This window comes from Streptomyces sp. CWNU-52B, assembly GCF_047444975.1.
Classification (GTDB): domain Bacteria; phylum Actinomycetota; class Actinomycetes; order Streptomycetales; family Streptomycetaceae; genus Streptomyces.
On record NZ_JBLFJV010000007.1, the window covers coordinates 209,960 to 231,026 of the forward strand.

A 21,067-nucleotide genomic window follows, 5' to 3' on the forward strand; every position below is an offset into this window, starting at 1 on the left:
AGGTGACGCAGGTGACGCAGGTGACGCAGGTGACGCAGAGATATGCCGTCTGCGTCACCCGTGTTCGTGCAGGTCACCCGCCGTTTTCGAGGGTCGGGTGACGCAGGTGACGCAGAGCTTCCCTACTTAGGAAAAAGGAGGGGGTGTCTGTGGTCGTGGCGGTGTCGCTCAGAGAGTGAGTGAGGGGCCGCTCCGCGGCACGTCCTTGGAGCGCCGCGCGGCGGCGAACAGCAAGAGGAGCACCCATCGGCGGCGGCGTGCTCCTCTTGCTTGTTCCATGACCGGCCCCGGTCAGAACGCCGCTTCCTGCTCGTGTGCGGGCGGGGCGAGCCGGGTGATTTCGATGTAACGGCCCTCCTTCGTGCGGCCGGAGTCGATGATCACGCCCCGGGCGGCGAGGGTGGGCTGAAGACGCTTGAGACGGTCGGAGAGCACCTTGCCTGTGGTCGGCCTTGGGCAGCGCGCGCAGGTCCTCGCCCGCGTAGAGGCGGCTGAGGCAGTGCAGCCACTGCGTGGACGTCATCCGCTCCTCCGTGCCCGCCGCCATGCCGGCCGCGTGCTCGATGACGGTCTGCGCCAACAGGTCGCCCTCGATGACGTCGTCGTTCAGGTCGTCGAGACTGGCCCGGTAGGCGGCGAGCGCTCCCAGACCGGTGGCGGCATCGAGCTGCGCGCACAGGTGCGCGAAGTCCGCCATCCGCAGGTCCGTGGGCGTCTCCGCGTCCACGGCCCGTACCTTGACCGTGAGGTCGAGCAGTGAGCCGAGGACGACGGGCAGCGCCTGTGCGTACTCCGTCCACAGCTCATCCTCGGTACGCCGGACCCGGGGTCGCTCCAACCGCAGCGGCAGAAGCCGTTCCGCCAGGTCGGGCCGGATGACGCCGACGTCGATACCGGTGAGGAGCAGGGGGCGCCGGTAGCCGACACGGAACACATCCCCGTCGGTGAACAGGGCCCGCTTCACACCCGGACAGAATGTCCGGGTACCGCCCTTTCCGGGCGCAATCGCGCCTGCTTCATATCCCTGGACTCACGCCTCGGTGCGGGAAAACAAGCCATCGTGACGCGACCGGAATCCAGGATTCATTTCCAAGTTTCCGACCGAAATCGAAGGCGGACCAAGTGACCAACAGCCCTCCTCGAACAGTGGAGCGATAAATAGCCGCGGCTAATTAAGGACCTTCCAGCCGAGATTGAGCATCGACTGCATTAGAAGTCGACGATGTCAACATGGCCTCTATCTGGCCATATTTGAGGAGTTTTCACCCCCAACCTCAAACCCTGACGCAAACACCGCATACCGCTTGTACCATCTCTCTGTTGCATTTGTGATCTCCGGGGGGAGTGCGGCATGGCACATTCTGTTCCATCGAGCAGTGGCCCCACAGAACAACTCATGGCCCACAAAACGGGAATTCTTGAGCTTCAGGAGCAAATCCGAACCCGAAGAATACAGCTACGGACTCTCCACGGCACCGGATTCGCCACCCTATTTGCAGCACTCACGATCTACATCGCCACCATTTCCACGTGGAAAATAGTCGACCTCGCAAAGGTAAACAGGATCGCGATACCTCTAACCACAGTCTGCGGTATCGCTTACTTGATCCTCAGCAATAAGGAGAAGAGGCGAACGAGTCGAGAGTCTGTCCGAAAGCTTGAATTAGGCTTGGAGTTAGCCGAGGAGCGGAGACTACTCCAAGCCTCTCAGCTCGGAATCCCTGTTCACCAAAGACAGTTCAGCTACAAGGACTCACTGCCTCGCGAGTTGGACCAACTAAGGAACGAGGCTCAGTACTACCGGAGAATCCACAACGCCTTTCAGGCCATCATCATCATCGGCTCTCTCGGTACAACGACTGCCGCGAGTCTCGCCGATACCCCCTCATACCTGAAGTGGGTCACGGTCGGGCTGAGCTTCGCGGTCGGTGTCTCCGCAGGGTTCACGGGCTACTTCAAGTACCGCGAGCGAAGTTTCTACTTGCAGCAGACAGCAGATGCCATTGAACAGCACGCCAAGGCATTTGAGCTAGGAATTCCGCCATACACAGGCGAGGAAAGTGAGAACCTGACGCAGCTCACTAAAGAAGTGGAATCACTTCGCGTGGAGCAGCGGAAGAGGCAACAGCAACTAGACCAGCCTCACGAGGGACGCGATGGAACAGTGTAGAAGGGCGCAAGCTGATCCATCAACACGTACGGGAGGCTCAGTCTGATGCGGCGAACCACTAAACGTTGGCTCCTGTCGCCCGTTACACAGCGACGAGCCAGCACACTCGCGCGACAGCAGGGTACTGGCATCAATGTCGAGACAGCTTGGATTCTCGTGCGACTGAGGCGAAATCCAACTGAGGCCGACTATGCGCTATCAGTTAGCGGTCTTCCAATTAGCGAAAATCCAGGTATCCATTACGACGACTGGGATTCACTGTCAGATCACGAAAAGGCGCGACGGGAATCCTGGATCGCCAGGCATGGCCGCTCGCCGTTCCAACAGCTCGGTATAGAACACGACTTCCTCGTGCGAGCAGGTATCGAGGTGACCGACTGGGGGCAGCCTCCCACCGCCCCGGGCAACTCAGCGCCTCGCCCAGACTCGGCAGTTTGAGAATGGGCGCCACCATGGAGAACTGGGAGAAGATCTAACCTCGATCTTTCGTGACGGCTTGACGGTTCATCTGGTGGGCTGTTTCGGCTTGTTGGGTGGGGTGCGGGCAGGCCAGTGGCCCGCCTGTCGCGTCGGTGATCACGTTGGTCCATGGCCAGTGGGTCGCGAATTTCAGATGTCGGCGGCGGGTTGAAGTGACGAGCTGGGCGGCGGCGGAGAACAGGCGGATCCGCAGGCGGCGGGGCTCCCAGAGCCGCGCCTTGCCGGTCAGGGCGAGCATCGGCATCCAAGCGAGCAGGTCCAGGGCGAGCTGGACGATCTCCAGCCAGATCTGGTTCTGGGCGGTGTCGTGGAGGGGCAGGTTGCGCAGGCCGGTGGCGCGGGCGGCGCGGATGCGGTCCTCGGCTCTCGCCCGCTGGCGGTGGCGCAGTTCGAGGCCGGCGATCGCCGTTCCGGTGGTGTTGGTGGCGAAGCAGGTCAGCCGCAGTCCGTCGGCGTCGGTGAAGCGCAACTGGGCGCCGAGGTGCAGACGTTCCTTGCGGATGATCAGCCGCATGCCCTTCGGCCAGCCCTTGAGCACGTTGCCGTCCAGCTCGGCCAGCCAGGCGCCGTCACGGATCTCGCCGCCCGGCTCGACGGCCGGCGTCCAGGCGGAGGCGGGTACTTTGAGGACGGCTTCGTGGATGGTGTCGGTGATGGTCATGCCGACCGAGTACGACAGCCACCGGCCGCGCTGGGTCAGCCAGGCCACGAACTCGTGGGTGCCGCCGCCGGAATCGGTCCGGATCAGTGTCTGACGCCCGCGCCGGTACTTTTTCGGCAGCTGGGCCAGGGCGAGTTGGGCGGTGGTGATGTGGTCGGCGGCGGTGTTCGGTCACGCGTTGCCCAGCCTGAGCAGGGCCGCGACCGGTTCTCCGCTGCCGCCTCGGCCGTGGTCGACGAAGGCCGTCAGCGGGTGGTGCCCGAACGTCTTCTTCCAGGTCGCGGCGGCGTCCTGTTTCTCGGAGTGGGCCAGCACGAGCACTCCGTCGATGTCCACGATCACCTGTTCACCGGCTTCCGGGCCCGCTTGTCCGGCCAGCTTCCAGACGTGTGCGCTGACATGGGCCCGTGCGGTGCGGATCGCCGCCAGGGCCTTCGGCCCGGCCGAAGCGAGGACATCGATGAGGCAGGAGACGGTGGGACCGGAGGCCACCGGACCGAACACGGCCGGCTCGGCCCGCAGCATGCCCACATCGGCCAGGCCGTCCCCGCCGAGCGCGACCGACAGGGCCACATCCAGCAGGATTTTCCCCGGGTCATGCACGGCCCGCGGCTTGCACCACGGCGCCAGAGCCGCAGATATCGCCTGGTCAAGCCCGGTCTTACGGGCCGTCTCCACCAGCAAGACGCCTCCCGCCTGCGAGACCACCGCCCGGCCGCCCTCGACTGGGCTGTCTCGGATTTCGGGCGGGAGCGCCAGTCGTAGTAGCCGGAACTGGATGCGCCGAGTCGGCCGAACACGAACTCGACGATGTATGCGTACTTCTCGGTGTCGAGCCGCATCTCGTCGATGAACTCGTACTTGCTTGCTACAGGGGACCCTTCGCAAAGTACGCTGCGGCTTCTTTCAGGAAGCTAACTTCCATCTCCAGCTCGCGGTTGTGTCGTTCGAGTTCCTTCAGTCGCGCCCGCTCGTCCACCGTCAGTTCCCCATCGGGGGCCGGTTCCTGCTTCTGGGGACTTTCACAGACGCTCCGCACGTACGGGTTCGGGGCAGATCACGGGCTGGCAAGATCGGTCCGTGCGTCGTGTGCCCTGCTGTCCGTGCTCTCTGCAGTGCAGCTCCTGACGCCGTATCAAATCAGCAACCTCCGGCTGTCCGCTCCAGACGACACCAGTCGTCTGAAGGCCGCTTGCGGTCCAGGTCCGATCACAAGTCGTCATCCGGCACACGGGCAGCCTGCACACGGGGCGGCCACGCCAGCATGGATTCCGCGGTCGTGCACGAGAACACGGTGCAGCGGAGGGTGAAGCCCATGTCCAAGCTCACGGAGGAGCAGAAGCGACAACGAGCCGCCAAGCGTGCTCTGCGCTCAGCCCTCGATGCCGAGGCGGATGACCAGCGGCGCCGTGAGCAGGATGAGCGGTGGAAGCGAGAAGGTACGCGCCTCAGCTGGGCGGACTACGTGGCCGGTGAGCCCTGTCGGGGCTGCGAAGAGCCCATGCGAGACGGGCTGGGGGACTGGTATCCCCTCATGAAGTTGTCCGAGTCGGAGAAGCGTGAGTACGAGGAAGCCGACCGGAGGTTCCGCGAGCGACACGCCGACTGCCGGGGTGGTCGGTGGAGCATCAGCGGTTCTCGGGTGACGCATTGCGGCTTCTGTTGCCCACCACCGCCGGTGGGACCGAAGCAGGTGGAGAAGCTCGCCAGGCTCTTCGCTTCCTGGCCTTCACAGGAGGAACGCAAGAAGGACCTCGATACCTGGAACCTCACTCTCCGTTGCGACCATGTGGTGCCCCACATTCTGCATCGCGAGCACAGCCGAGTTTCCACCCGCGTCGTCGACTGCCCGGAATGTGGCGAGCGTCGCGGAGTAGTGGGCAGTGAGCGGGTAGGGCCCGCATACCGCGACGACGGGACCATCCGCGAGCGCTCGGCAGCTGATCGAGAGCGGCTCGCCCGGGAACTGGCAGCCGCTGAGGCGAAGCTGACCCGTCAGCAGAAGAGCGCGGCGGCAACCCAACAGCGCATCGCCAAGCTCCAGGATGAGCTCGGCAGTGAGTCTTGATGAGACGAAGCGCAGTCGGCGGCGCCGCGTCACTTCCCGGCATCGCTTCCCACAGGTTGCCAGCCGGGAGCCCTCGTGTGTCGAGGTGTCAGGACTCAGCGGCCGAATCGCGCCCCGGCCAGTGCTTCGGCGGGGCGACAGCCGGGTCCGTGATCCGAAGCCGGTTCTGCCGGGTCGGGTCGATCGATGTCAGAGCGACGAGACGCTGGCCGTCGGCTGTTTCGAGTTCGGACAGGGCGTGGGGAAGGGCCGCGCAGACGGTGGCGATCGCCGTGCCCAGGCCCACCAGACCGCCGTGCTTGTTGTTCTGGCGGTACTCGATGCGATGCAGGCCCGACTGTGCGATGGCCGCCACTTCGAGTGGCCGGCTGAGTTGCTTGGTGTCGTTGGTGATGACGGCGTCGAAGTTCTCGGCCTGGGCCCTGGCGTACAGCTCGATGTCCTTCGTGCCCGTCCAACCCTTGAGATCGTGGACGTGGACGACTTCATGTGCCTTCAGCAGGATGCGCACGATCTCGGCCATCGGGCGGGGCACATTCTCATCAAGCAGCAGTTTCAAGCGACGGCCTGCCGGGGCTCACTGCTGCCGTAGCTGTCGACGTACTCGCTGAAGTCGGCCGCATCGCGGGCGGCTTCGGCCGTCACGCCTGGGTAGAACTCACCGATCTGGTCCGGTGGGACGCCGTCCCTCACGAGGGCTGCGACATCTGACGCGGGGATCCTCGTGCCTTGGATGACCGGTTCGCCGCCTCGGACCGACTCGTCGACCGCCACGTATTCACGGGGGGTGAGCAGAGCGGGAATGCTTCGACCGTCCTTGTAGAAGGGCGCGAGAACATCCACCATCTGGTGGATGACCACGTTGCCCCCCTTGATCAGGTCCACAGCGTGGTCGGGCTCGGCCAGATAGATGGTGTCCGGACCTGCGACGAGTTTGTACGAGGAGAGGTGCTCCCACTCGCCGAGGTCTTCCCGGAGCGTGTTCAAGGCACGGCGGATCTTCTGCAACGAAGCCTCTTCACGCAGCTGCACACAGATGCGGAGTGCGACAACGTCGCGGAACGAGTAGAGGATCGGCCTCTCGCTGGAGATCTCGGGCACGAGCACTGCACCCTTGGGTCCGGCGGCTCGGCGCCAGTGGGACAGCTGGCGCAGCGTCGCGCCGGAAAGAGCCGCAGCAAGTTTGGGTTCGTACGACACCGCGCCTCCTTCCGCCCCTGCCGATACGTGCCTGAACGTACCCCATTCTCCTGGAAGCCACTCGGCGCAGAAGCCGAAGGACCCATTCAGGGGGCCTCGCACACGTTCGCGGGATTTTCGGCCACTCACCGGCGGCACCCGGCTGCGCCGCGTAACCTCACGAACATGGGGGCATCAGCATCCGGTGCAGGTCAGGACGCCGACGAGGAGGCTCGGCGGCGGCTGAACGCGTACACGTACCTCAGCGCGCGCGAGCGGCTGGAGCACGTCGCGATCATGCGGATCTTCTGCGGAACGCTGCTGGCGGACCTTGCCGTCCCGGACATCATGGCGAAGCTGCGCCAGAGCGGTGATTCCGTCGCAGGGCTCGACGCCGACACTCTCACGGTCCGGCTGGAACAACTGGTGACCTGGGGAAACCTGTTGCGTAGCAGCCACACGGTGAAGGCGTCCAGCATCAGTGAGTACCAGCGTTCTCGCTCGCGCTACCAGCTGTCGAAACTGGGCGAACGCATCCAGCGGGATGCTGACGGAGTCCTTGCCGAGGCCGACGCCGCCCGTGAGGTGAGCAACGAACTGCTGGCCCTGGTCGAGCGCGGGCTGCGGGAGCTGGCCGGCCTCGTGACCGCGCCGGGCGGCGTCGAGCCCCAGGACGGGCTGGAGCGGATCAGCACGCTGTTCGTGCAGTTCACCGAGTTCGCAGACTCCATACGCGACTTCTACGCCTATCTCGGCCAGGTGTTGTCCCGCTACGACCTGGACAGCGCCGAGTACCAGGGCTTCAAGGAGCTGCTCCTGGACTACGTCGAGGCAATCACGGAGGACGTGGCGTTCCGCGCGCCCCGGATTTCGGCCGCGCTGGACACCCTGTGGCCCCACATCCCGGCTCTGCTGGATCGGCTGGACGCCCACGCCCAAGGGCTCACCGGGCTATCGGCGCAAGGCGAAGGAAGCCTGGAGGTCCGGGTACAGCGCAGCCGGGGCCGCGAGCTGTCGGACTGGGAGGGCCTGCGCGGCTGGTTCAGGGACACCGACGGTCAGGGCAGCCAGGTCGACCAGCTGCGGGACGCCACGCTGCGCGCGTTGCAGTCGCTGCTCGCCAACGCCAAGCGGATGCTGCGGTCGGCCACCGGGGAAATGTCCCGTCGTAAGGATCTGCTGCGGTTGGCCCGCTGGTTCGAGGAAGCGGCACCGCAGGACGCGCACGACATCGCCGTCGGCGCTTTCGGTCTGTACGGCGCCCGCCATGTGGGCATCCCCCCGGCCACCGACGAGGTGGTGCCCGCCTACACGAGCTGGTGGACCGGTCCCGTGGTCGAGGTGCCGGTGGCCCTGCGGGAGAGGGGCAGCCGTGCCCAGCGGGGCCGGGCCTCCGCGGTGGAGGACCACTCCGCGCAGAAGGAGCGGCTGCGGGAGGCCGCCCGGCAGCGGGCGGCGGCCAGGACAGCGGCGGCGGACGAACTGCGCAGCGCGTCGGATCGGTTCGCCGACGTACGACTCACCTCGGCGGCGCTCGGGCTGCTCTTGGAACTACTGGCCACGGCACTCGGAAACGCTCAGCTCAGGCGACTCGCCGATACGGACGGTGAGGGACCTGAGGGCTTCAGCCTCGACTCGGCGCGCAGCGAGGACGCCGAACTGGGCATCCGGCTCACCGTGCTCCGGACGGCGGGCGCGCGGACGGTGCTGTACTCGGCCGACGGTGACCTGCTGCTGGACGACCTGGAGCTGGACATCAGCCGTATCGCCACCGCGACCGACGGAGAAGGCGTTGTCGACGGCGAGGCCGAGGTGAGCGTGTCATGACCCTTCCCTCGACTCACGACGTGGCCCTGGCGGCCGAACGCCGTACCGCCGCCCGGCTGCTGCTCGCACACCCCCTGATCGCGTCCAACGGCCCCCATGCCGACCTGTTCCCACTGATCCGCAGGCACGCCGACTGGCTGGGCAAACGGTTCCAGCAGGTGCTCGGCTACCGCCTGCTGGTCGACAGCTCCTTTGCCCGGCTGTTCAAGGCGGGGCTGGGGACGGGATCGGGCCACCGGCTGGAGCGCTCCACCGGCACGCCCTTCACTCCTCACACGTACGCCTGCCTCGCGCTGGCCCTGTCCGTGCTGGTCACCGCGCCCGAGCAGATGCTGCTGTCGCACTTGGCCGCCGACATCAGGGCCGCTGCCGCCGACACCGGGATCGAGCTGGAGGAGACGGGCCGGGCGGCCGGGAAGCGGACCCTGGTAGCGGCTCTGCGTCAGCTCGTCGAGTGGGGTGTCCTCGTCGAGACCGAGGGCCAAGTGGCTGCGATCGCGCAAGAGGCGGGCGGAGAAGCCCTGATCACGGTGGACCGGGAGCTGGCACGCGTGGTCGTCGCCGGCCCGCTCGCGCAGGCCCGGGACGGCGCCGATCTGGTCCGACGCGCAGCAGACCCGGGGTTCAGCGGGCCGCGCACCTATGTGCGCCGGATGCTCGTAGAGACACCTGTCGTCCACCTCGACGAGCTGACCGATGCCGAGCGCGACTGGCTGCGCACCCGGCAGCGCCGGGAAGCCCAGGCATTCTCCGAACTCCTGGGCCTGGAGATGGAGATCCGCGCCGAGGGCGTGGCGCTGGTGGACCCCGAGGAGGAGTTGACGGATCTGCACCTGCCGGGCACCGGGACCGTCGCACAGGCCGCGCTGCTGTTGGTGGAACGGCTCGTGGAACGGCTTCGGCCGCAGGAACCGGGGCATCCGGCGACCGGCGGGACGCTCGTCATCGGGGTGGCCGTCCCGGACGGCCTGGTGGACGAGGTGCTCACCGAGCTCATCGCCGAGTACGGGCAACGCAGCAACTGGCAACGCGGCTACCTGGAGGACCTTCCCTCCCTACGAGAGGCCGTGCTGGACTTGCTGGTCCGCATGCGGCTGATGGCCCGCACCGGGCGAGTGCGCGCCGAGGGAGAAGGGCTGCCGGAGGGGTACGTCGAGGAGGCACCGGAGGGACGCACGGTGACCGATGTCCATGGCGCACGGCCCGGCGGCGAGAGCTGGGTGCTGCTGGCCGCGGCGGCGCGCTACGCCACCCTCGTGACCGTGCGACCTGCTGCCAGAACTCGCCAAGGAACCGATGTACAAGAGGAGTTGCCGCTATGACCACCGACGCGCGTGGCATCGTTCCGCTGCCGCGTTCCGGCGCTGCGACAACCACCGGCCGCACGACGACCACCGGCACCCGCTTCCGACTGCACCGGGCGGGCATCCAGAACGTCTGGCAGTACGACGCTCAGGAGTTTTCCTTCGGTGACGGGCGGCTGCTCCTGCGCGGCAAGAACGGCGCGGGCAAGTCCAAGGCCTTGGAGATGCTGCTCCCATATCTTCTGGACGGCGACTCCCGGGCGCTGGACGCGACCGGCACCGGCCGCACCACGCTCCCCTGGCTGATGCTGGACGGGTTCGAGCAGACCAATCGTCTCGGGTACCTGTGGGTGGAGTTCCAGAGCACGACCGACGACGGCGGCCACCGTTTCCTGACGCTCGGTGTCGCCATCCGTGCCTCGAAGTCGACGCAGAAGGCGCTGCCGACGTTCTTCGTCACTCCGCTACGGATCGGCGAGGACCTGCACCTGGTCGAAAGCGGAAAGCCGCTGCCGGTCGACCGGCTCAAGGAGCTCGTCGGCTCCGACAACACGACCGAGCGTGCGGTCATGCACCGCTCCCGGGTTGCCCGGGACCTGTTCGGCATCACCGACGCGACGCGCTACCGCAACCTCACCCAGCTCCTCCACCGGCTTCGGCGCCCCACGGTCGGGGACCGCATCGAGCACGGAGGCTTGGCCTCCCTGCTGAGCGAGACCCTGCCGGGGCTCGACGAGGACGTGGTCGAGAAGGTGGCACGCAACCTCCACGATCTTGACGCCGTACGCGACGAACTCGGCCGCCTGGAACGCACCGACACGGCACTGCGCACGTTCCTCACCAGTTACCGCGGCTACCTGGCCGGAGTCCTGCGTACCTCCGCACAGCGAGTCAGTCACGAGCTGGGTGTCCTCGCGCAGCGGCGCCGGGCGGCCGGAGACGCCGCACATCGGACGAGCGACCTGCGGACGCAGGAGGAGGAGTCGAACGGCCGACTGGAGACCCTGCGCGAGGAGGAACAGGCAGCCCGGACCGACCTGGCCGCCCTGCACGCCAGTCACGCCTACCGCAGCCTGCGCGAACTGTCCGAACGCCGCGGCACGGTGGAGGCGCTGCACACCGCCGCCGAGGCCGCCTTCACCACCCTGCACAACGCACACGACGCGGAGGAGAGGACGGCGGAGCGGCTGGCCGAGGGGGTCGAACACCTGGGGAGTCGGCTGGCCGAGCTTGGAACCGAACACCGCGAGCTGCTGACGCAGGCGGAGAAAGCCGGGCTCCCCACCAGCCATCTCGGCGAGGCGGTGGCTCTGTCACGCACCGTCCTGTCCCAGTCCACCGAGACGGAGTCAACGACTCCAGATGGAGGGACGCGCACCGTACGGCATCGGTCGGCAACCCGCGCGGACACCGCCACCACGCGGGAAGCACTGCGGTCCTGGCAGAACCAACTGGAGGACGCCGAGACGGTCGCGAAGAACCGGACGCGGATGGTCCAGGAGGTGACCCGTCTCATCTCACGGGCGGATGCGGCCCACGCCGGAGCGGCTCAGGCCGATGCCGAGCGGGAACGGCTGGAGTACGAGGCGGAAGAGGCCGCCGGCCGTCTTGACCTCAGCCGCCAGAACGTGGCCGCGGAGAGCAGCGGCTATGCGGGCCGTGTCGCCGAGTGGACAGCGCACACACGGACCGTGCTGGGGCCCGACTGCCCGTCGCTGGACGCCGTCCATGCCACGGTCGGCCACGAGACCTCCACCGACGCACCGTTCGCGGACCGCACGCTGCCGCCCGACATCGACAGCCAGGCATGGCGAACCGCTCAGGCCACGCTCGAACCGTACGGCGAAGAACTCACCAGCCGCCGGGACGAACTGGCGCTCGGCGCCGGCCGACTCGATGAGGAACTCGACCGCCTGACGAAGCAGAAGCGGGACTGGGAACAACGTACCGACCCTGAGCCGTCGGCCCCTCACCATCGCGTCGCAGCGAGGAGGTCGGGCAGCGGAGCCCCCTTCTACCGGCTCGTGGACTTCGCGGACAACCTGGCATCGGTCGACCGGGCCGGTCTCGAAGGGGCGCTGGAAGCGAGCGGAATCCTGGACGCCTGGGTAGGCGCGGACGGCGTCCTTCTCGACCCTCGCACCCGGGACACCCTCCTCCAGCCCGGTCCCGCTCTGTCCGACGGACCGACTCTCGCTTCGGCCCTGCGCCCGGCCCCTGAAGCGGGGAGCGGTGTGACGTCCGAGCGCGTGGAGGGTCTGCTGGCCGCTATCGCGCTCACACCGGCAGCACAGACCGCCACACACAACGCGGTGTACTACGACGGCAGTTGGCGTCTGGGCGTACTCAGCGGGCGTCACGACAAGGGCGACACCGAGTACGTGGGGGCCGCCGTACGCGCCGAGACCCGGCGGCGCATCCTCGCCGAGCTGCAGGAGCGGATCACGCGGACGGAACAGCGGCTGGCTGACGTCCGCGAGGAGCTCGCCGTAATCGATGCCATGCGTCGGGCTCTCACCCTCGCGGAACGGAACTTCCCCCGGGCGCAAGATCTCGCGAACGCATGGAGCAGGGCCGAATCAGCCGACAAGACCCTGCGTGACCTGACCGTCAAGGCGGCCCGGGCGGCACGACAGGCCGAGGAGGCCCGCGCTCTCGCGGTGTCGGCGCGTGCCGAGGCCGACGCCACCGCGACCGCCCACGACCTGCCCGGCGACTCTGACGCGCTGGACCGCGTACGCACCGCACTGGCTGCCCTGCTCAGCGGGGTCGGACATCTACGCAGGGCAGTCGGCGGCACGGGCGAGCGGCTCGGCGCGAATCAGACGGATGCCGAACGGTACGAGCGGGCCCGTGAGGATCGCCTGGCCGCGGAGGAGAGCTACCGGGTTCATCTCACCGGACTGCGCACCGCGGAGCAGGACCTGCGGACCCGCGAGGAGGCCGTCGGGTCGTCCGAGGAGGAAATCCTCACCCGCGAGCAAGAGACCAAGCAGCGTATTGCGAGCGCCGTCCGCGCCTTGCCTGGGGCTGGGCGAGCCCGCGACGGCCTCCACGACCTGCGCGTGCGCGCGGAAGAGGACGAGAAGCGTCTGCGCGGAACCCTGGCGGACCAGGAGACGGAGGTCATCGACACCGGCAGCGCTCTTCGCGGTGCTCTCGGCCGACCGGAGGTGGTGCTCGGCGCCGGCCTTGATCGGTCCTCGCTGCCCGAGTACGTGTCGGATGATCCGAGCGTGGACGTCCGCAGCCGTCTGCGAGCGCTGCGGGCCCTCGCCGACGCCGTGGAACAGGCCCTCGGCCGTCCGAGGGGCGAGGTGTCGGACAGCGCTCTGCTCATCCGGCACACCGCGCTGCGAGACCAATTGGCCGGCGGATACGACGCACAGCTGGAGGAACGCGACGGGATCAAAGTGTGCCGCCTGGTCGACGACCATGGGTCTCATGACGTCGCGGCGGTGGGCGAGCGGATCGCAGTCCAGGCCACGGAGGCCCGAGGACGGCTCACCGAACGCGAACGCGAGGTGTTCCAGCGGTTCCTAACCGGCGAACTAGGCGACCATCTTTCGACACAGGTCATCACCGCGGCGAACCTGGTCGCGGCTCTCAACGACACCCTGCGGACAGTGCGCACCTCCCACGGTCTCGGCGTCGAGCTGCTGTGGAAGCTGGACGAAGACGTGGACGCGGACGTCCGGGCAGCCGTGGATCTGTTGCGCAGTCCGTCGAGCCTCCGGACGCGCGAGGAAACCGAGCAGCTCCGCGAAGTCCTGCAACGCCGTATCGAGGACGCCCGACGGGCCGATCCATCAGCCGGTTACGCCGCCCATCTTCGGATCGCACTGGACTACCGCGACTGGTTCCGCTTCCACACCTTCGTGGTTGAGGACGCGGCTCCGGGCCGCCGTAGAAAACTCACGGGCCGGACCGGGCTCAGCCAGGGCGAGCAGCGGGTGCTCTCCTACCTCGTGCTCTTCGCCGCAGCCGCCGCCCACTTCACCAGCCTCGCCGAGTCGGCACCGCACGCGCCACGGCTGATCCTCCTGGACGACGCCTTCGCGAAGGTCGACGAACCCACCCATGGGCGGCTGGGCCGTATCCTCGTCGACCTCGATCTCGACTTCGTCCTCACCAGCGAGCGGCTCATGGGCAACTGGCCCGAGGTTCCGTCCCTGCACATCTACGAGTGCCTACGTGATCCCCATGTGCGAGGCGTGGCCACCCTGCACTACACCTGGAACGGCCGCCAACGGCGTCTGGTGTCCGTGTGAGCGAACTGCCCTCCGCGACGCGCGAATGGCTGACGGGCCCCGGACTCACCCGGCTCTGGGAGAACGTACGCAAACGCCTGGAGAGCAACGGCGTACAGGCCACCGGCTCCCTCCGGCTCACCGCGATGAACCCCCAAGAACGCAACGACCTGTCACTCCTGCTGGGCAAACCCTTCACCGGTGCCGCCGTGACGGTACGGCTCGACGTGCTCGACGCACGACTTCGCGCCTCGGCCGCCGGACTCGGACTGAGGCAGACCCTGGAGGAAATCGGCCCGCCTCTCACCAACCGCCGTGCCGCCCGCGCGGACGCGACGGCGCGGCGGGAGCAGGTGTGGTCGTCTCTCGCTTCGTCACTGGACGCCTCCCTACTCGCCGACCAGGAATGGCCCCGGCAGTGGTACGACCTGTTGCGCCGGGCCGGCGTGCCGCGAGGAGTGACGCCCGAAGCGGCGGTGTGGACACTCCAGCAGGCGGTCCAGGTCCTCACCACCCTCCTCGGCCCCCAGCGGGGCGGCGCACGCGGCCGAGGTGAACTCGCCGCCATGGCGACCGGCTCCGCACACGGCCTGGACGACGGCACCTGGCTGGCACGCCTCGTCCAACGCGGTGTCGCCCTCGCCCACGGCACCGAGTTCCCCGACGACGCGGCCGGTCGACGCGCTCTGTGGCGGCTGGTCTCCGTCAGTCCGGACGAGGTCTCCAGCACGGTGCTGACGTACGGGCTGCGCCCCGACGGCGAGGGCTGGCGGGAGCGTGCTCTGCGGGAGCGAGCCGATCATCACGCCGAGGTTCACGTCACCCCACGCGACCTGCATGACCTCCGGCTACAACTCCCCGCCGCAACCCTCATCCACATCTGTGAGAATCCGCGCGTGGTGGAAGCCGCGGCGGACGCGGCCTGTGTCCAGCCCCTCGTGTGCACCTCCGGCAGCGCCGCCACCGTGGTCTTCACGCTTCTCGACGCCCTCGCTGCCACGGGCTGCCACTTCGCGTACCACGGCGACTTCGACTGGCCGGGGATCGCTCTGGCCAACCGGGTCACCCGCCGCTACGAAGCCCGGCCGTGGCGCATGGGCACTGCGGATTACGAGCACCTGGCCGCTCGCAGCCAGGCTGAGGGCATCCCTCAACTGGCGCTCGACGGCCAGCCGGTCAACGCGGACTGGGACCCGGATCTCGCCCCTGCCATGACCGCCCTCGGCGTCGCGCTCCACGAGGAGGCCACTCTCGACCTCTTGGTGGCCGACCTGTCACACCAGACGTAGAGCGACATCGACATCATGCCGAACTCGCGTGAGCCGTCAGCCCTTTTCGGCATGGTTGACGCCCATACCTGATACATCGCCGCGCTGCAGAGATGCCGGCGCGGCAGTTGGCGTCGATGCCGATCCCGTCCATCAGGGCGATGCCCTTGGCCGAGTCCAGGCCGGGAGCGCCTCTCATCGACTGGCTGACCTTGGCCTTCGACGATGACCGAGGAAGCCGAACTGGCTGGTCATGCCTGTTGCGCGGCGTGTACCGGGCATGTAGGCCACGAAAGACGAGTACGTGCAGGCCGTAGCAGCGCGGCCGGCTGATTCAACCCGTCGCGAAAATCCGGGTTCATGGCGGCATCATCACAGCGGCTGTCGGCAAACTCGTGAGAACTCGAATCGACTCCCGCGCGGTGCGGTCTCCTCTCTGTCCGGGGCACCACCGGACACAGCCAGCGGACTTGCGCGGCTAACTCCCCGCCGATCGATGGTTCCTTCGCCCAATCACCGCGTGCTGCCGCACGCACGAGAAACGAAGGTTTGCCATGCCCACCACGAACAACCACCCGGATGACCCGCAGCCGCACGGAACGCCGCCGGCCGAGCCGCGCACGCCGGACGAGACCGCCGCGGAGCACCCGCGCGCACAGAACGCCCTCGCCTGGGCCACAGTCGGGCTGTCCGCAGCCTGCTGCACCGCCGGTGTGGTCCTCTCTATGACCGGCCACGAGGGAACAGGCATCGCCCTCATCGGCGCCGGATCCTTGGGACGAGGCGTCAGCACCCGGAGGTAGGGCGGGATCGTGGCGCGGGCCTCTGCTGCCGGAACCCCGTCCGGGACCAGAGGCCCGCCCGCGTCTGGATGAACGAGTCCGAGGGGTGTCGTTGCGGTCAGTGACCGTAGGCGTTCAATGACCGCTTGCCGGATTGTCTCCCCGGTCGGGCTCTTGCCGCAGTGTCGTTCCAGATCGAGCTGTCCCTCTTAAAGGGGGCACTCGGGGAAATTGGGCATGACCGAAGCCGGCCGACCTGAACGCCGCCCTGGAGAAGCACGTCGTCGAGCGCCGCTGCTCATCGCTCTGGTCGGTACTCGGCCCATGTCTTGAGCGTCTCGGAGACCTTGACCGCCCGCAGCTCCGGAAAGCGCTCGATCCAGAGATCGAAGATCCATGTGGCCAGATTCTCGGCCGACGGAGAGATACCCCCCCATCGCCTCATTGAGGTGATGGTGGTCGAGGGTGTCATCCATCCATTTCTTGAAGGCGTCGAGCTCGCGGTAGTCGCGGACGAAGCCTGCCTCGGTGAGGTCCTCACGACGGGCGGACAGTTCCAGCACAACGATGTAGTTGTGGCCGTGCATGCGGGCGCAGGGGTGCCAGCTCGGCAGCCGGTTGAGGACATGGCTGGCCGAGAAGTGGAACTCCTTGGTGATCGTCAGCATGGCGGCTCCAGTCTGCCACCTGCTGGCAGAACCCCTCTCCGGCCGTCCAGGCTGGTCACTCGTCGACCCCTTCGCCTCGGACGATGGCGAGGTTGAGGGGCACCCGCGTACGGAAGCGGTCGCGCAGCGAGTCGTCGGTAACCAACTCCGCCTTGCGTACGACCTCGCGCCTGGCCCGCTCCAGGAGTGCGTGCGCTTCCTCCCGTGCGCCGACGGCTGCCAGTACCACGGCGGAGTGGTAGAGGACCTCCTCCGTACGGAGAGCGGGCATGTCCCCGACCTCATTCAGGATACGAACGGCCTGGCGTGCCTGCTCCTGAGCTCCAGCTGTGTCGCCCCGCCGGCGCAGGATGCGGCTGTGCAGCGAATGCGCGGCGATCTCGCTCCGGATCATGCCGCTGCGCCGGGTCTCGGCACAGGTGGCCACGGCCAGGCGGGCGGCCTGCTCCAGGAATTCCCCGGACTCGTCAGCCGCGAGAAGCAAGGTCTCGGCGTACAGGTTGCGGACGATGGGGACGAGGTTGGCCAGCCAGGTCCGCTCTGTCTCCGCCCACGCGTCGGCGATCAGTTCCAGGGCCTGGTCACGTCTCGTCGGCTGTTCGACGAGGAGACGGGCGAGGAGTGCCTTGTTGTACGCGTGCCAGCCACTGTCGCCTCCGCGGTCGGCCTCGAAGGCGAGAGCTTCGCCCAGGATCTCCTCGGCATCGTCGTAGGCACCGAGGCCCGTGTACACCTGCGCGAGGTAGTTGAGCGCGATGGGCAGCTCGGCCTTCAGCGGCTCGTCACGCAGCCGCTGGACGCACCGGCCCAGCCGGGTCACCGCCTCACTGAGGTGTCCACTGTCGAACAGAGTGATGCCGAGCTGCATCTCTCCCAGGTTGCGCGCGTGCTGGAGCACGGGATCACCGGTACCGCCGAGGCGCGGATCGGAAGCGTACATGCGCTCCGCCTCCCGCAGCTGGGCCAGACCGTCAGCCAGCCGCCGCTTCGACACCTGCCGTCCGTATTCGACCCGGGCCACGAAGAGGGGCATCGGATCCCCGTTCTGCTCGGCCAGTTCCACGGCCGCGCGCAGTTTGTCCAGGGACGGCACCAGGCCCTGGGTCGCTAGGAGAGTCTTGCCGCGCAGGAGCGTCGTACGGATCGCCAGTTCAGGTGTTCCGCAGCGCCTGGCCGCGGCTTCGGCCTCGGCGGCCAAGGCGTCGATGTCCGGTCCGCCGGCCGGCTGGTGCTGGCCCCGCCACCGCACCTCGGTCAGCGACAACAGCAGCTCCACGGCCTGGATGAGCCACCGGTCCCGGCTCTCCTCCTGCTCCGGCAGGTCCCGGACCGCCTTGATCACTTCTTCGCAGTGCCGTTCCGCCTCGGCAAAAGACAAGCCTTCCATCGCGGCGTCACGAGCAAGCCCGTAGTGCACCTCGGCCGACGCAAGCAGGCACTCGGTTCCGCCACTGCGCAGATGGAGGGCAATCTCCAGCCGACGTTCCAGCGGCATACCGTCCAGCGGCTCAGAGGTGAGCGCCGCCGCGATACGGGCGTGCCGAGACCGCATCTGCTGAGGGGTCTGTTGGTTGTACACCACGCCCCACAATGCGCTGTGCTCGAACCGATAGCAGTCGGACGCCTCCAGGCGTGCCCACCCGGGAGGCTGCGTACGCTGGATCAGCCGATGCTGGGCGGCCACGAGCCGCAGCCGCTCCATCACCTCGTCGTGCGGTACTCCCTTGACCGCGGCAACCGTACTGGACAGGAACGTCTCGCCCTGGATCGCTCCGATCATGAGCAGTTCACGATCCATTTCGGTGAGCAGCCTGAGCCGGTCCTCCACCACGCGTGACAAACTGCGCGGCAGTTCGAGGGCGGGCCCGGAGTCCGGGCGCCACTCCTCCAGGCAGAGGGCGACGAAGACGGCGTGACCGGCAGTCAGCCGGCTCAGCTGTTCCGACAGAGCCGGCGGGGCATCCGGGTGCCGGGTACGCACCAGCTCGGCGACCGCTTCAGGCGGCAGACCGTCCAGAACCCGCCGCCGCAGCAGTCCGTCCTTCGCCCAGTCGTGCAGTAGATCCTCGACCATGGATCCCGGCCCGTCGGCATATGCCCCGTCCGTGGAGTGGCTGAGCACCAGGCCGAGCGGCTCGCCGGGCAGTCGTCGCAGCAACCGGTCAAGGACCAGCAGGCTGCTGGGATCGCCGTATTGGATGTCGTCGACGAGCACGACCGTGGGCGGACCCTGTCGAAGGAGATCCAACAGAGCGTCCACGATCTGTGTGGCCGCTCCCTGCTGGAAGGGCAGCAGGCTGTCGAACGGCATTGATCCCGAGGCGAGGGATGCCTCCGCGACCTCCTTGCCCAGGGTGAACAGCGCCCCCAGCCCGGGCACCATCGCGGACAGCACCTCGGGCGCGGAGCGAACGACACCCTGACCGGTGAAGTTCAGCAGCCGACGGAAGACGCCGGGCTGCTTGACCTCCTGGTCCCGGGCCAGTTGCAGGAGCAGATCGACGATCGCTCCGTAGTGCAGACCCGACCCGATCAACGGCTGGCACCGCACGGATACAACTCGACGGAGAGCCGGCCCGCGAGAGGCGATGACCTCCGCCTCGAACGCCCGCAGCAGCGCCGACTTGCCCATGCCCGAGACGCTGTCGACCACGATCGCCCGGCCACCGCGCCCTGCGGCCACGCCCTCCATCAGCGAGCGCAGCTCGTCCATGCGCTCCACTCGGTCGACAAACCCGGTCCGCACCACAGCCTCCGCCTCAGTCGTTCGTCACAGAACTTCCGTACCTACAGCGCCACTTGTCGCCCACGGTAGATCATGTGAAGCACGTCTCCCCTGCGGTTCAATCATGGTGGATGCCGAAATGTTCGGGCACAGAAGAGTGTTTTCGACCAGCGGCTCGGAGGTGCGACCGCGAGGGGCGCGGAGGTACCCGTGCGCAACAGCCGTGTGCCGGATGCCACCTCCACACCCTCCTGAATCAGGCCAGGGGCCTGATCCTGTGAGTGGATCAGGCCCCTGCAGCCACCGTTGCGCGGTGGGGCGCATCGGCGTCTCCCGGTTGCGCGTTCGCGACGACATCGAACACCAGCGGCGCCGCGCCACCGGCAGCACAACGCCGAAGAAGCCGCGTGAAGAAACGCGCCGCTGAGCAGCAACAGCGGCCGCTCCGTGTCTTCCTACCGGACTGTGAAGCCCTCTCCCCGGCAGTACGCGGCGACCGGAGGACGATCGCCTGGCTCGACCTCGCCGGCGCGCGGGGAAGCCGAGGTGGTGACGTCCCCGATGACACTCGTCGAGGCATACAACGGGAGGACGACCGAACTGCGCTGGGACTGGGTACTCTCCCGGCTCCAGGTCGTCGACGTCGGGAAGGACGAGGCCCGCCAGACACGCATGCTCCTGGCCGACGCCAAGCTGCACGGTGACAAGTACGCGATCGGCGTCGTGCTCGGCGTCATCGCGCGACAGCAGAAGAGGCAGGTCACCGTCTTCGCCTCGGACGTCGACGACCTGGAGAAGCCGGTACCGGACACGATCGTCGTCAAGAAGGTGTGACACCGCACCGGACCGCTCCACAGCCACCACCTGACCTGGGAAAGAACGTCACCGTCCCGGTAGTGGTCCTGGTCGCGTTCGGGGGCCCGTACGGTCCGCTCAGGGGCAGGTCCGCCGCGGCGTCGAGCGCGTAGGGCAGGCGTCGGCGGTGGCAGGAGAGCCCCCGCGGGTCCGGGGGCTCGGCTCCAGCTGAAGGCTCAGTGGTCGTCCGTGATGCGGGTGGCGATGCCCTTGGTGATCTTCACCTCGGCGGAGACGCCCTTCTGTGCGGCGGCTTCCAGCTCCGCCTCGGTGCACTTGGTGGCGGACTGGCCGTTCTCGTCGCCGCAGATGTCACCCGCGCCCCAGATCTCCGTGTCGGCGGACGTGAAGAACGCCTGCTCCACACCCTTCTGGTCGCTGACCGTGTACTTGCCGGGCGCCAGGTACGACACGTTCCCGAACCACGTGCCGCTCACGGTCTTGCCCTGGCCGCCGGTGCTCTCGGGGGTGGATTCCGAGCCGGTCTTACCAGTACCGCTGGAGTCGCTTCCCGCGACCGGCGCCTCCGTGCCGGACGGGGCCGACCCGTCGGCGTCGCTGTCCGCGCCCGACGGGTCCTCGGCCTTGGCCGGCGCCTCCGTCGAAGAGTCGGTGGCCGTGGCGGCCGAGGACGCCTTGTCGTCCGTGTCGCCCTGGCAGGCCGTCAGCAGAGCGGTCCCGGCGACGAAGGCGGCGGCGAGCAGAACGGAGCGGGTACGCAGGGAAGCCATGTGGGGGGTCCTTCGAAGAGTGGGAACGGCTGACGTCTGTGAACTGCTTGTCCATGCACCATGCACCAAGTCGTACGCCGAAAACGGGATGTCCTTGAT

Annotated in this window: 11 protein-coding genes and 4 pseudogenes; 8 read left to right on the forward strand and 7 right to left on the reverse strand. The window is 67.7% G+C overall.

What is annotated here, in order from left to right; genetic code table 11:
* Positions 1-291 precede the first annotated feature (291 nt).
* Positions 292-979: pseudogene (locus ACLVWQ_RS10465) on the reverse strand (ATP-binding protein); the annotation flags it as partial.
* 417 nt (positions 980-1,396) lie between these two features.
* Here ACLVWQ_RS10465 and ACLVWQ_RS10470 point away from each other — a divergent pair.
* On the forward strand, positions 1,397-2,170 hold the full coding sequence (locus ACLVWQ_RS10470) for a DUF4231 domain-containing protein (RefSeq protein WP_414108030.1): 774 nt from the start codon (positions 1,397-1,399) through the stop codon (positions 2,168-2,170).
* 535 nt (positions 2,171-2,705) lie between these two features.
* Here ACLVWQ_RS10470 and ACLVWQ_RS10475 read toward each other — a convergent pair.
* A pseudogene (locus ACLVWQ_RS10475) lies at positions 2,706-4,070 on the reverse strand (IS1380 family transposase); the annotation flags it as partial.
* 556 nt (positions 4,071-4,626) lie between these two features.
* Here ACLVWQ_RS10475 and ACLVWQ_RS10480 point away from each other — a divergent pair.
* Positions 4,627-5,379 carry a hypothetical protein gene (locus ACLVWQ_RS10480; protein ID WP_414108031.1) on the forward strand — a complete coding sequence of 251 codons (753 nt, stop codon included), beginning with the start codon at positions 4,627-4,629 and terminating at the stop codon, positions 5,377-5,379.
* A gap of 88 nt (positions 5,380-5,467) precedes the next feature.
* Here ACLVWQ_RS10480 and ACLVWQ_RS10485 read toward each other — a convergent pair whose 3' ends face one another.
* Together ACLVWQ_RS10485 and ACLVWQ_RS10490 are read right to left on the reverse strand one after the other, a co-directional pair.
* Positions 5,468-5,938 carry a DUF5615 family PIN-like protein gene (locus ACLVWQ_RS10485; RefSeq protein ID WP_414108033.1) on the reverse strand — a complete coding sequence of 157 codons (471 nt, stop codon included), beginning with the start codon at positions 5,936-5,938 and terminating at the stop codon, positions 5,468-5,470.
* Positions 5,935-6,579, reverse strand: a complete 645-nt coding sequence (locus ACLVWQ_RS10490; protein WP_414108034.1) for a DUF433 domain-containing protein — start codon at positions 6,577-6,579, stop codon at positions 5,935-5,937. The genes ACLVWQ_RS10485 and ACLVWQ_RS10490 overlap by 4 nt, the downstream gene beginning before the upstream one ends.
* Before the next feature lie 165 nt (positions 6,580-6,744).
* Here ACLVWQ_RS10490 and ACLVWQ_RS10495 point away from each other — a divergent pair, with 165 nt between their 5' ends.
* The 5 genes from ACLVWQ_RS10495 (at position 6,745) to ACLVWQ_RS10515 (ending at position 16,010) form a co-directional block, all read left to right on the forward strand.
* Positions 6,745-8,385: a TIGR02677 family protein gene (locus ACLVWQ_RS10495; RefSeq protein WP_414108035.1), complete on the forward strand. Its 1,641-nt coding sequence runs from the start codon at positions 6,745-6,747 to the stop codon at positions 8,383-8,385.
* Positions 8,382-9,707 carry a TIGR02678 family protein gene (locus ACLVWQ_RS10500; RefSeq protein ID WP_414108036.1) on the forward strand — a complete coding sequence of 442 codons (1,326 nt, stop codon included), beginning with the start codon at positions 8,382-8,384 and terminating at the stop codon, positions 9,705-9,707. Before ACLVWQ_RS10495 ends, ACLVWQ_RS10500 begins: the two co-directional genes overlap by 4 nt.
* Positions 9,704-13,960: a TIGR02680 family protein gene (locus ACLVWQ_RS10505; protein ID WP_414108038.1), complete on the forward strand. Its 4,257-nt coding sequence runs from the start codon at positions 9,704-9,706 to the stop codon at positions 13,958-13,960. The genes ACLVWQ_RS10500 and ACLVWQ_RS10505 overlap by 4 nt, the downstream gene beginning before the upstream one ends.
* Positions 13,957-15,228, forward strand: a complete 1,272-nt coding sequence (locus ACLVWQ_RS10510; protein WP_414108039.1) for a TIGR02679 family protein — start codon at positions 13,957-13,959, stop codon at positions 15,226-15,228. The genes ACLVWQ_RS10505 and ACLVWQ_RS10510 overlap by 4 nt, the downstream gene beginning before the upstream one ends.
* A gap of 533 nt (positions 15,229-15,761) precedes the next feature.
* Complete coding sequence (locus tag ACLVWQ_RS10515; RefSeq protein ID WP_414108040.1) at positions 15,762-16,010, forward strand: hypothetical protein; 249 nt, start codon at positions 15,762-15,764, stop codon at positions 16,008-16,010.
* A gap of 277 nt (positions 16,011-16,287) precedes the next feature.
* Here the strand turns inward: ACLVWQ_RS10515 and ACLVWQ_RS10520 are convergent.
* Positions 16,288-16,657: pseudogene (locus ACLVWQ_RS10520) on the reverse strand (6-pyruvoyl trahydropterin synthase family protein).
* 55 nt (positions 16,658-16,712) lie between these two features.
* Complete coding sequence (locus tag ACLVWQ_RS10525; protein ID WP_414108041.1) at positions 16,713-19,406, reverse strand: AAA family ATPase; 2,694 nt, start codon at positions 19,404-19,406, stop codon at positions 16,713-16,715.
* Between the two features lie 383 nt (positions 19,407-19,789).
* On the opposite strand from ACLVWQ_RS10525, the pseudogene ACLVWQ_RS10530 reads away from it, so the two are divergent.
* Positions 19,790-20,216: pseudogene (locus ACLVWQ_RS10530) on the forward strand (hypothetical protein).
* Between the two features lie 197 nt (positions 20,217-20,413).
* Here ACLVWQ_RS10530 and ACLVWQ_RS10535 read toward each other — a convergent pair.
* Positions 20,414-20,968: a hypothetical protein gene (locus ACLVWQ_RS10535; RefSeq protein WP_414108042.1), complete on the reverse strand. Its 555-nt coding sequence runs from the start codon at positions 20,966-20,968 to the stop codon at positions 20,414-20,416.
* Between the last annotated feature and the right edge of the window lie 99 nt (positions 20,969-21,067).